Origin of the sequence: Streptomyces sp. NPDC089424, assembly GCF_044749345.1 — a bacterium.
GTDB lineage: Bacteria > Actinomycetota > Actinomycetes > Streptomycetales > Streptomycetaceae > Streptomyces.
The window spans coordinates 119,663-132,125 of the sequence record NZ_JBIVHU010000001.1; the positions used below are offsets into that span (position 1 = coordinate 119,663).

A 12,463-nucleotide genomic window follows, 5' to 3' on the forward strand; every position below is an offset into this window, starting at 1 on the left:
ATGAGCACCTACCGCGACCTCGCCTTCCCCAAGGCCCTGAGCAACGCCCGGGTGACCGGCGGCGCCCCCATCGGCTCACGGCGCGCGACAGCGCTGCGCACCGTGGGCACCCGGGAGCGCCGTTCCCACCTGACCGCACCCCGCGTGCCCACCGTCGGCATCGACATCGGCGGCACCAAGGTGATGGCGGGTGTCGTGGACGCCGACGGCAACATCCTGGAGAAGCTCCGCACGGAGACCCCGGACAAGTCCAAGAGCCCCCGGGTCGTCGAGGACACCATCGTCGAACTGGTCCTGGACCTGTCCGACCGGCACGACGTGCACGCGGTCGGCATCGGCGCCGCCGGCTGGGTCGACGCCGAGCGCAACCGCGTCCTGTTCGCCCCGCACCTGTCCTGGCGCAACGAGCCGCTGCGCGACCGCCTCGCCGGCCGCCTCTCCGTTCCCGTCCTCGTCGACAACGACGCCAACACGGCCGCCTGGGCCGAGTGGCGCTTCGGCGCCGGCCGCGGCGAGGACCACCTCGTGATGATCACGCTGGGCACCGGCATCGGCGGCGCGATCCTGGAGGACGGCCAGGTCAAGCGCGGCAAGTTCGGCGTGGCCGGCGAGTTCGGGCACATGCAGGTCGTACCCGGCGGCCACCGCTGCCCGTGCGGCAACCGCGGCTGCTGGGAGCAGTACAGCTCCGGAAACGCGCTGGTCCGCGAGGCGCGCGAGCTGGCCGCCGCCGACTCGCCGGTGGCGTACGGGATCATCGAGCACGTCAAGGGCAGCATCGGTGACATCACCGGCCCGATCATCACCGAGCTGGCCCGCGAGGGCGACGCCATGTGCATCGAGCTGCTCCAGGACATCGGGCAGTGGCTCGGCGTGGGCATCGCCAACCTGGCCGCCGCCCTCGACCCGTCCTGCTTCGTGATCGGCGGCGGGGTCTCGGCCGCCGACGACCTGCTCATCGGCCCCGCCCGGGACGCCTTCAAGCGCCACCTCACCGGCCGCGGCTACCGCCCCGAGGCCCGCATCGTCCGCGCCCAGCTCGGCCCCGAGGCCGGCATGGTCGGCGCCGCCGACCTCGCCCGCCTGGTGGCCCGCCGCTTCCGGCGCGCCAAACGGCGCAGGGTGGAGCGCTACGAACGCTACGAGCGGTACGCCGAGGCCCGCCGCGGTCAGGAGTCGCTGTGACGGGCGCGCTGCCGCAGCAGGGCGGCCCGGCCGAGGAGCGCGGGACGCCGGCCGAGGACCGCCGCCATGTGATCCGCCGCCGGGCGCTGACCCTGCTCATCATCGTGCTGCTGATCGGCATCCCCGCCGGCTACCTGGTGATCTCCGCCAACCAGAGCCGCGCCAGCGGCAAGGACAAGGAGGAGAAGTACTCGGCGCGCGGGCTGACCGTGGGCTGGCCCTCCAAGGTGCAGCGGAGGCTGTACCAGGTGCCGATACCGCATCCGGCCAACAAGGTCGCCTGGTACGAGACGAACAACTGGAAGACCAGCCGGCTGTACGTGCAGTTCCAGACCACCCACGCCGGTCTGGACGCCTTCCTCAAGCAGGTGGGCGTCGAGCGGAGCGACCTGATCAAGAGCGACATCACCATCGGCGCGCGCGACCAGCACGTCACGGGCTGGAGGTTCGCGGGCACGGGCGCCCGGCTCGGTGCGAACTGGGGGCTGGTCCACCAGCAGAAGAACCCGAGGCCCACGCACGACATCGTGGTGAACACGGGCAACCCGACCTACCCGATGGTCTACGTCGTCTCGCGGCTGATTCCCTGACCGGACCGACCCGACAGACCGGACCGACCCGACCGACCGGCTATGACCGGACCGACCGGCTCTGACCGGCCCCGCCCGCCGGTCCGCCCTGGTCGTTCAGGCAGGGCCGATTGTCGGACCCCGCCCGTAGAGTCGAAGACGACTGATCCGATCCGTGGGCGGGAGGTGGCAAGACGTATGGGCGAATCCGTGTCCGTACCCGTGCGGCTGGCCGCCGTCTTCCTTCCCGCGCCGGTTCCCCGTGAGGGCCGCGTGGCCTTCTGGGACCCGGACGACGAGGCCGGGGCGGCCGTACCGGGCGCCACCTCCACACCGCTGACGGTGGTACGACCCCATGGGGCCGCTGTCCGCCGCAAGGAGACACCGGCGCTTGCCCTGCCGGTGGGTCAGGCACTCCCGTTCCTCGTCCGGGCCCGGCACGACCCGGCCGCCCACCCCGCCACGGCCTGCTGGGGCGCGGCGGCCCTGCACGCCCTGCGGCTCGCCGCCCGGGGCCGTCTGCTGCCCGGCCTGACACCCACCGGGCACGACGCCTGGCGCGCCGGCCCCCTCGACCCCGACGACATCGCCCACCTGCGCGCGGTGGCCGCCGCGCTGCCCGGCGAAGGGCATGCCGTGCCGCTGCCCGGTCCGGGCCCGCTGCGGCTGCCCGAGCCGGAGACGCTGGTGCGGGCGTTCCTGGACGCGGTCGCGGACACCCTGCCGCGCACCCCCGCCGCCGCTGCCGCCTACGGCAGGCCCTTCGCGGCCCGCGCTCCGCAGCGCCTGCCCGCCGCCCAGGAGTGGGCCGCGGAGGTCGCCGCCGGGATGGACGCGGGCGTGCGGATCTCCCTGCGCCTGGACCTCGCCGCGTACGACCTCTTCGACACCGCCGACGACGGCGACCGGGTGCGCCGGGCGGGCGCCGCGATCGTCCAGGTGCACAGCCTCGCCGACCCCACGCTCGTCGTCGACGCGGCGGCGCTGTGGGCGGGGGACGCCGATGCCTTCGGACCCCGCGCGCGGGTGGACGCCGCGCTCGCGGTCCGGCGTGCGGCGCGCGTCTGGGCGCCGCTGGACCGGCTCGCCGAGCAGGACGTGCCCGACGTGCTCGCCCTGTCCGAGACCGAGCTCGGTGACCTGCTGGGCGCGGCGGCCGCCCGGCTGGCCGCGGCGGGCGTCGCGGTGCACTGGCCCCGGGACCTCGCGCGCGACCTGACGGCGGCCGCGATCGTGCGGCCCGCGCCGGGCTCGGCGACCGACGGCACCGGCTTCTTCGAGAGCGAGGACCTGCTCCAGTTCCGCTGGCAGCTGGCGCTCGGCGGGGAGCCGCTGAGCGAGGCCGAGATGGACGCGCTGGCCGAGGCCCACCGGCCCGTCGTGCGCCTGCGGGACCAGTGGGTGCTCGTCGACCCCGCACTCGTACGCAAGGCCCGCAAGCGCGAACTCGGCCTGCTCGACCCGGTGGACGCCCTGTCCGTCGCGCTCACCGGCACCGCGGAGGTCGACGGCGAGCAGGTCGAGGCGGTGCCGGTCGGCGCGCTCGCCGCCCTGCGGGACCGCCTCACCGCCGGGATCGGGCCCGCCGAGGCGCCCGCCGGACTCCGGGCCACCCTGCGCGACTACCAGCTGCGGGGCCTGGCCTGGCTCGACCTGATGACCTCCCTCGGCCTCGGCGCCTGCCTCGCCGACGACATGGGACTCGGCAAGACGATCACCGTCATCGCCCTCCACCTCAAGCGGGCCCGCACCGAACCCACGCTGGTGGTCTGCCCGGCCTCCCTGCTGGGCAACTGGCAGCGCGAGATAGAGCGCTTCGCCCCCGGCGTCCCCGTGCGCCGCCACCACGGAACCGAGCGCACCCTGACCGGCCTCGACGGCGGCTTCGTCCTCACCACGTACGGCACCATGCGATCGGCGGCGGCGACGCTGGCCCAGCAGAAGTGGGGCATGGTCGTCGCCGACGAGGCCCAGCACGTCAAGAACCCGTACTCGGCGACGGCGAAGGCCCTGCGCACGATCCCGACGCCCGCCCGCGTCGCCCTCACCGGCACCCCCGTCGAGAACAACCTCTCCGAGCTGTGGGCGCTGCTGGACTGGACGACACCCGGTCTGCTGGGCCCGCTGAAGTCCTTCCGTGCCCGGCACGCCCGCGCGGTGGAGAACGGCGAGGACGAGGAGGCGGTGGCCCGGCTCGCCCGCCTCGTCCGCCCGTTCCTGCTGCGCCGCAGGAAGTCCGACCCCGGCATCGTCCCGGAGCTGCCGCCCAAGACGGAGACCGACCACCCGGTGCCGCTCACCCGGGAGCAGGGCGCGCTGTACGAGGCGGTGGTGCGGGAGTCGCTGCTCGCGATCGAGACGGCGGAGGGGATCGCGCGGCGCGGCCTGGTGCTCAAGCTGCTGACCTCGCTCAAGCAGATCTGCGACCACCCGGCGCTCTACCTCAAGGAGGAGCACGGCCCCCACGGCGGTGACCGGCTCGCCGCCCGCTCCGGCAAGCTCGCCCTGCTCGACGAGCTGCTGGACACGCTGCTGGCGGAGGACGGTTCGGCGCTGGTCTTCACGCAGTACGTCGGCATGGCCCGCCTGATCACCGCTCACCTGGCCGCTCGCGCGGTCCCGGTCGACCTCCTGCACGGCGGCACTCCCGTGCCCGAGCGCGAGCGCATGGTGGACCGTTTCCAGGACGGCGCCACCCCGGTGCTGGTCCTGTCCCTCAAGGCCGCGGGCACCGGGCTGAACCTCACGCGCGCGGGGCATGTCGTCCACTTCGACCGCTGGTGGAACCCGGCGGTCGAGGAGCAGGCCACCGACCGTGCCTACCGCATCGGCCAGACGCAGCCCGTGCAGGTCCACCGCCTCATCACCGAGGGCACGGTGGAGGACCGCATCGCCGAGATGCTGGAGGCCAAGCGCGCCCTCGCCGACGCGATCCTCGGCTCCGGAGAGGCGGCACTGACGGAACTGACGGACCGTGAGCTGTCCGACCTCGTGTCACTGCGGAGGGCGTCGTGACGGGGGAGGGGCGGCCGCCGGGTGACTCGGGTGAGCCGGCTCCGGAGACGGGGACGCGGCCCGCGGACGCGGCGCGGCGGGCTCTGCGGGCCGCGCGGCACCTCCCCGGCGAACCCGCCGCCGAGTCCGGCCCTGCGCGGAGCGACGCCGCCCGCCCTTCCGCCGCCCGCGAGTCCCGGCCGGGCGACGCGGCCCGTGAAGCACTCAGACGCGCGGCCTCGGCGCGGCGGACGGTCGCCGAGTCCGAGGACCCGGGGAGCGGGGCGGGCCATCCGTTGCCGGGCGGACCACCGGACTACGGGCTCCCGGCCTCCGGCGGCCCGGGTGAGGCCTCGGGTTCCGGTGCCGGGCGCAAGGCCTCGGTTTCTGGTGCTTCGGGGGAGGTTTCGGGCTCTGGCGGGCCGGGTGATGGCTCGCGTTCCGGTGCCGGGCGCAAGGCTTGGGGTTCCGGTCCTTCGGGCGAGGTTTCGGGCTCCGGTGGCCCGGGTGAGGCCTCGGGTTCCGGTGCCGGGCGCAAGGCTTCGGGTACCGGCGCTTCGGGTGCGGGTTCTGGTTCCGGCGGGCCGGGTGAGGCCTCGGGTTCCGGTGCCGGGCGCAAGGCCTCGGGTTCCGGCGCTTCGGGTGCGGGTTCTAATTCCGGCGGGCCGGGGGAGGCCGCGCGTTCCGGTGTCCCGGGGGAGCCGCCCTCGCGGTCAGGCGCTCCGGGGGAGGGCCGTGGCTCCGGTGAGTCCGGCGAGGTGCTGGTCGGCGATGCCTCGGCTGGTCGGCCCGCGGACGTCGCGAGGGACGCGTTGCGGGCCGCGCGGCAGGCGCGGGAGGACGTCGGGACGACGGGCGTCGAGCCGGTGCGCCGGAGTACCCCCCGCCGCCCGGCGGATCGGTCGCGCCGCCCGCGTGCGGTGGGGGAGTTGTTCGCCGACGCCTTCGAGAGTGCGGTCCCGCAGGACGCGTCCGACGAGCGGCACACCCCCGATGACGGCCCTCGGCCGACGACCTCGTCCGAGCGACCCGCCTTCGAGCGACCCTCCGCCGCGCGTCCGCCCCAGGGTGACCCCACCTCGGGCTCACGCCTCGACCTGCCCTCGGAGCACGCCGCTCAAGGTGCCGCGCCCCCGCAGGCCCCCCGCTCCATGGCGTCCCCGCATCGTGACGGTGACCTGCGCCGTACCTTCCCCGCGTTCCCGCCCCGCACGTCCGGCGACGACACGTCCCTCGCCGAGACCTGGTGGGGCAACGCCTGGATCACCGCACTGGAACGGGGCGCGCTGGACGTCGAGCGGCTGGCGCGGGGGCGCGGCTACGCCCAGCAGGGCCGGGTGGACGCCATCACGGTGACCCCGGGCCTAGTCCTGGCCTACGTCCGCGGCAGCCGCCCGCGGCCGTACCGGGTGCAGGTGCGGCTGCGGACGTTGCAGGACGCGGACTGGGAGCGGTTCCTGGACGCCGCCGCCGACCGCCCCGGCCACATCGCCGCGTTGCTGGACAAGGAGATGCCCGAGGCGCTGGCGGACGGCGAGGTGCCGCTGCTGCCCGCCGCCGGTGATCTGGACCCGCGGTGCAGTTGCCCCGATCGCGGTCACCCCTGCAAGCACGCCGCCGCGCTGTGCTACCAGACCGCGCGTCTGCTCGACGCCGACCCCTTCGTGCTGCTTCTGCTGCGCGGGCGGGGCGAGCGCGAGGTGCTCGACGCCCTCTCCCGGCGCAACGCGACCCGGGCGGCCCGCGCCGCCCAGGAGAAGGAACCGGCCGCGCCGCCGGGCGTCCGGGCCACCGACGCGCTGGCCCGGCGCGAACTCCCTCCGCTGCCGCGCCCGTTGCCCGTCCCGCCGCACCCCGAGCAGCCGCCGGTGTACCCGGGAGCCCCGGGCGGCCCGGATCCCTTCGCGCTGGACCACCTGGCCACGGACGCCGCGGCCCGCGCCCACGCGTTGCTGCTCACCGGCCGCGATCCGGTGGCGGAGCTGACGCCGTGGCAGGACGCGGTGCGGCTCGCGGCGGCCCGCCCGGGATCCGGCCTCACCCTCGGCACCCGCGCCCTGTACTCCTCCCTCGCCTCGGCGGTGGGCCGCACACCGGCCGAGCTGGCCCGTGCGGTCGCCGCCTGGCGGCAGGGCGGGCTCGACGGTCTCGCCGTCCTCGAAGAGCCCTGGGACCCGCCGGCCGGCCGTTTCGACCGCGCCCGCCCGCTGCTCCTCGCCGCCGACCTGCCCGCCTTCCGCCCCTCGCGCAACCGCCTCACCCACCCGAACGGCCACGTCCAGCTCCGCCTCGGCCGCGAGGGCCTCTGGTACGCCTACGAGTCGGAGCCGGGCCAGGACGACTGGTGGCCCCGAGGCACGCCCGACCCCGACCCGGTCGGCGCCCTCACGGGCCTGGGCGGCTCGGACGACCTCTGAGCCACGCTCCGTCCCGTCCGCCGTCGAGCCGACCTCAGGTCCCCGACGGGGTCCCGTCGCCGCCCCCACGGATCCGGACACCGCACTCCCGCCCGGCGGCCACGCCCCGACCCCACCCGAAGCCCCCCGCCCGGCCATCAACCCGAGGCCAATCCCGGCCCGGGGGGGCCGACGCCCCACCGACGACCGCCGCCGCCCCGGCCCACGCCCCCGCCGCCGGCCCCGCCGCGGCCATCAGCCCCTGGCCGAACCAAGCCTGGGGCCGACGCCCCACCGACGACCGACGCCGCCCCGGCCCCGCCGCCGGCCCCGCCGCGGCCATCAGCCCCAGGCCTAACCAAGCCCGGGGGGCCGATGCCCCACCGACGACCGACGCCGCCCCGGCCCCCGCCCCCGCCGACGACCACCCCCCCACCCCGGTGAACGCCTCACCCCGAGCCCGCCGCCCACCCCGGTGAACGCCTCACCCCGAGTCCGCCGCCCACCCCGGTGAACGCCTCACCTTGAGCGCACCCCCCCACCCCCCACCTGGAGCATTCCCGTTCAGCCGGGTGCCGTCATCGCCGCTAGCGTGCTGTGCAGGACGTTGCGTCGGCGAGGACGGGGAAGCACACGATGGCCACAGACGACCAGCACGACGCCGCCGACCCCTCCGCCCCGGCCGGCCGGGTCCCCGAAGCGCTTGTCGTCGTCATCTGCGGGGCGACCGGCGACCTGGCGCGGCGCAAGCTGCTGCCCGGTCTGTTCCATCTGGCGAAGGCCAAACTGCTGCCCGCACGGTACCGCGTCGTCGGCACCTCACCCGCCGCCGACTCCTTCGGCGACGCCGAGTTCCGCGAGCACGCCCGCCAGGCCGTCGCCCAGTTCAGCCGGGCGGCGCCCGAGGGGCCCGAGTGGGAGGCGTTCGAGCAGACGCTGACCTACGGGGCCGCCGACCCCGGCGAGACGGGCCCCCTCATGGCCGCCGTGCGGAAGGCCGAGCGTGCCCTCGGCGGCACCCCCCGCCGGCTGTTCCACCTCGCCGTGCCGCCGGTCGCGTTCGGATCCGTCGTCACGATGCTCGGCACGTCCGGGCTGGCCGAGAACGCCCGGGTCATCGTGGAGAAGCCCTTCGGCACGGACCTCGCCTCGGCCCGCGCCCTCAACGACACCCTGCACGCCGTCTTCGACGAGTCCCGCGTCTTCCGCATCGACCACTTCCTCGGCAAGGAGTCCGTCGACAACATCCTCGCCCTGCGCTTCGCCAACGGGCTGTTCGAGCCGATCTGGAACCGCGACCACATCAGCCATGTCCAGATCGACGTGCCGGAGGCCATCGACATCCAGGGCCGCGCCCGGTTCTTCGAGGGCACCGGCACCTTCCGCGACATGATCGTCACCCATCTCTTCCAGCTCCTCGGCTTCGTCGCGATGGAACCCCCGGCGGCACTCGACGCACGCTCCCTGCGGGAGGAGAAGGACAAGGTCTTCCGCTCGTTGCGGCCCCTGGACCCGGCGCACGTGGTGCGCGGCCAGTACGAGGGCTACCGGAACGAGCAGGGAGTGGCCCCCGCCTCCGACACCGAGACCTTCGCCGCGCTCCGCGTCGACATCGACAACTGGCGCTGGGCAGGGGTGCCCTTCTACCTCCGCTCGGGCAAGGCGCTGGCCGAGGGCCGGCACATGGTGACCCTCACCTTCCGCCAACCACCCCTGCGGATGTTCCCGGCGGACGTCCACGACGACAGCACGGCCTCCGGGCGTAACTCGCTCGCGATCGACTTCGACGACCCCGGCAGCATCACCACACGCTTCCTGGCCAAGGAACCCGGCCCCGAAATGCGCCTCGGACAGACCGAGATGGTCTTCGACTACGCGGGCTCCTTCGTCCAGGACCACGCCCTGGAGGCCTACGAGCACCTGATCCTGGAGGCCATGCTGGGCGACCAGTCGCTGTTCACCAGCGCCGAGGGCATCGCCCGACTGTGGGAGGTCGCCGAGCCCCTGCTGAAGGACCCGCCGCCGGTGGAGCCCTACGCCAGGGGGTCCTGGGGGCCGGAGGGCATCCACCGGCTCGTGCGGCCCCACCAGTGGTATCTGCCGGACGGACGGTGAGTCGTGCTGGGCCTTCCCGATCACATCCGAGCCTGTCTGTTCGACCTCGACGGTGTGCTGACGCAGACCGCGAAGGTCCACGCCGCCGCCTGGAAGGAGACGTTCGACGCCTTCCTGCGCCGCCGCGCCGACCGGGACGGCACCGCCTTCGTGCCCTTCGACGCAGGCGAGGACTACGACGACTACGTGGACGGCCGCCCCCGCGAGGACGGCGTCCGCACCTTTCTCGCGTCGCGCGGCGTCGAACTGCCCGAAGGCACGCCCGAGGACGGCCCCGACAGCGAGACCGTGCACGGCGTGGGCAACCGCAAGAACGAGCTGGTGCTCCGTCTGATCCGCGAACAGGGCGTCGAGCCCTACGAGGGCTCGGTGGCCTATCTGCGGGCGGCCCGGGACGCCGGTCTGCGGCGCGCGGTCGTCTCCTCCAGCGCCAACTGCCACGACGTCCTCGTCGCGGCCGGCATCGAGGACCTCCTCGAGGAGCGCGTGGACGGCATCACCCGGCGCGAGCAGGGCCTGCGCGGCAAACCCGCTCCCGACACCTATCTCGCCGGCGCCCGGCTCCTCGGCGTGGAGCCCGCCGAGGCGGCGGTCTTCGAGGACGCCCTGGCCGGCGTGGAGGCGGGCCACGCCGGGCACTTCGGCGTCGTCGTCGGCGTCGACCGGGTCGGCCAGAGCGCGGAACTGCGCCGGCACGGGGCGGACCTCGTCGTGACCGACCTCGCCCAACTTCTCGAGGAGCAGCGGTGATCAGCCACCCGTCGTTCGCCTGCGAGCCCTGGCTGCTGCGCGAGACCGAGCTGAGCCTTGAGGTCCTCGCCCAGAGCGAGTCCGTCTTCGCCCTGGCCAACGGGCACATCGGCTGGCGCGGCAACCTCGACGAGGGCGAACCGCACGGGCTGCCCGGCGCCTACCTGAACGGCGTGCACGAGGTGCACCCGCTGCCGTACGGGGAGTCCGGCTACGGCTACCCGGAGTCCGGCGAGACGGCCGTCAACGTCACCGACGGCAAGATCGTCCGACTGCTCGTCGACGACGAGCCGTTCGACCTGCGTTACGGCGAACTCGTCGCCCACGAGCGCGTGCTGGACTTCCGCACCGGTGTGCTGAGCCGCACCGTCGACTGGATCAGCCCCGCCGGGACGGGGGCCCGCGTGGTCTCCCGGCGCCTGGTCTCCTTCACCCAGCGGTCGATCGCCGCCGTGGAGTACGTGGTGGAGCCGCTCGACACCGCCATCACCGTGGCCGTCCAGTCGGAGCTGGTGGCCAACGAACAGCTCCCGCGCACCTCCGGCGACCCCCGGGTCTCCGCCGTGATCGACACACCGCTGCGCGCGGAGGAGGACTTCGCGCAGGACACCCGGCTGCGCCTGCTGCACTGCACCGGCCACAGCGGCCAGCGGCTGGGCGTCGCGGCCGACCACATCGTGGAGGGGCCCGAGGGCACGTCCTGGTCGGCGGAGAGCGAGCCCGACGTCAGCCGCTTCACCGTCACGGCCACGCTGGCCCCCGGACAGCGGCTGCGGCTCGTGAAGTTCGTGGCGTACGGCTGGTCGGCGCAGCGGTCGCTGCCCGCCGTACGGGATCAGGTGGAGGGCGCGGTCGCCGCCGCCCGCAGCTCCGGATGGGAGGGCCTGCTCACCGAACAGCGCGCGTACCTGGACGACTTCTGGTCCCGGGCGGACGTCGAGGTGGAGGGCGACCGGAAGATCCAGCAGGCCGTCCGCTTCGCCCTCTTCCACGTGCTCCAGGCGGCGGCGCGCGCCGAGCGCCGCGCCGTACCGGCCAAGGGCCTGACCGGCACCGGCTACGACGGGCACGCGTTCTGGGACACGGAGTCCTTCGTGCTGCCCGTCCTCAGCTACACCGCTCCGGACACCGTGGCGTCGGCCCTGCGCTGGCGGCACGAGATGCTGCCCGAGGCGCTGGAGCGGGCCCGCCAGCTCGGCCTGGCCGGCGCCGCGTTCCCCTGGCGCACCATCAGCGGCGCCGAGTGCTCCGCCTACTGGCCCGCCGGTACGGCCGCGTTCCACGTCGACGCGGACATCGCCGACGCGGTGGTGCGGTACGTGGCCGCGACGGGCGACGAGGAGTTCGAGCGCGGGCCGGGCATCGAACTCCTCGTGCACACCGCCCGGTTGTGGCACTCGCTGGGCCGTACGGACGCCGAGGGCGTCTTCCACGTCGACGGCGTGACGGGGCCGGACGAGTACAGCGCCATCGCCCGCGACAACCTCTACACGAACCTGATGGCCCGCCGGAACCTGCGGGCGGCCGCGGCCTGCGTGCTCCGGTTCACCGAGGAGGCCGCGGATCTGGGGGCCACCGGCGAGGAGGCCGCCGCCTGGCAGGAAGCGGCGGACCGGATGGCCGTGCCGTACAACGAAGAGCTCGGTGTGCACGAGCAGTCGGCGGGCTTCACCACCCTGGCACGCTGGGACTTCGAGGCCACGACGCCGGAGCAGTACCCCCTGCTGCTGCACTTCCCGTACTTCGACCTCTACCGCAAGCAGGTCGTCAAACAGGCCGATCTCGTCCTGGCCATGATGACCTGCCCCGACGCGTTCACCAAGGACGAGAAGGCCCGCAACTTCGCCTACTACGAGGCCCTCACCGTCCGCGACTCCTCCCTCTCCGCCTGCTGCCAGGCCGTCCTGGCGGCCGAGACCGGACATCTCCGGCTCGCCTGGGACTACCTGGGCGAGGCCGCCCTCATGGACCTGGAGGACCTGGAGCACAACACCCGTGACGGTCTGCACATCGCCTCCCTCGCGGGCACGTGGGTCGCGCTCGTCGTGGGCCTCGGAGGCATGCGCCAGTACGGCGGCGCGGGCGCCGGCGAACCGCTGGTGGGCTTCGCGCCCCGCCTCCCCGAGGCGCTGACCCGGCTCGCCTTCACCGTGCTGATCCGTGGCCGCAGGCTGCGCGTCGAGATCCTCGGCGACGAGGCACGCTACGTCCTCCTGGAGGGCGAGCCCCTGGACCTCCTGCACCACGGCGAACGGTTCACCGTCACCGCCGGTGAACCGATCGGTCACGCCGTGCCGCCCGCCCCCACCCATCCGGAGCCGCGGCAGCCGCGGGGACGGGAGCCGCTCTCCTGCGCGCCGGGGGACGCCGTTCACCCTTAAGTCACCGCAGAATCAGCCCAGTTGCTATCCCGTCAGTGCCCCCGTACGTCACACTGCCTTCGAGGGGAACATC

The 12,463-nt window shown here is 74.5% G+C and carries 6 protein-coding genes and 1 pseudogene; all 7 read left to right on the forward strand.

Translation table 11 applies throughout. The annotated features are described in order from the left end of the window. The 7 genes and pseudogenes from ACIP2X_RS00560 to ACIP2X_RS00590 all read left to right on the forward strand — a co-directional run bounded on the left by ACIP2X_RS00560 (window position 1) and on the right by ACIP2X_RS00590 (window position 12,390). Window positions 1–1,185, forward strand: coding sequence for an ROK family glucokinase (locus tag ACIP2X_RS00560; RefSeq protein WP_401665539.1), 1,185 nt, complete (start codon window positions 1–3; stop codon window positions 1,183–1,185). Beyond that, window positions 1,182–1,775 carry a sugar kinase gene (locus tag ACIP2X_RS00565; protein ID WP_401665542.1) on the forward strand — a complete coding sequence of 198 codons (594 nt, stop codon included), beginning with the start codon at window positions 1,182–1,184 and terminating at the stop codon, window positions 1,773–1,775. Before ACIP2X_RS00560 ends, ACIP2X_RS00565 begins: the two co-directional genes overlap by 4 nt. Window positions 1,776–1,952: 177 nt before the next feature. Continuing rightward, window positions 1,953–4,769 carry a DEAD/DEAH box helicase gene (locus ACIP2X_RS00570; RefSeq protein WP_401665545.1) on the forward strand — a complete coding sequence of 939 codons (2,817 nt, stop codon included), beginning with the start codon at window positions 1,953–1,955 and terminating at the stop codon, window positions 4,767–4,769. 623 nt (window positions 4,770–5,392) lie between these two features. After that, a pseudogene (locus ACIP2X_RS00575) lies at window positions 5,393–7,165 on the forward strand (SWIM zinc finger family protein); the annotation flags it as partial. A 615-nt stretch (window positions 7,166–7,780) separates the two neighbouring features. After that, complete coding sequence (gene zwf / locus ACIP2X_RS00580; protein ID WP_401665548.1) at window positions 7,781–9,259, forward strand: glucose-6-phosphate dehydrogenase; 1,479 nt, start codon at window positions 7,781–7,783, stop codon at window positions 9,257–9,259. A 3-nt stretch (window positions 9,260–9,262) separates the two neighbouring features. Next, window positions 9,263–10,009 carry a beta-phosphoglucomutase family hydrolase gene (locus ACIP2X_RS00585; protein ID WP_401665551.1) on the forward strand — a complete coding sequence of 249 codons (747 nt, stop codon included), beginning with the start codon at window positions 9,263–9,265 and terminating at the stop codon, window positions 10,007–10,009. Next, window positions 10,006–12,390 carry a glycoside hydrolase family 65 protein gene (locus tag ACIP2X_RS00590; protein ID WP_401665554.1) on the forward strand — a complete coding sequence of 795 codons (2,385 nt, stop codon included), beginning with the start codon at window positions 10,006–10,008 and terminating at the stop codon, window positions 12,388–12,390. Before ACIP2X_RS00585 ends, ACIP2X_RS00590 begins: the two co-directional genes overlap by 4 nt. Window positions 12,391–12,463 lie beyond the last annotated feature (73 nt).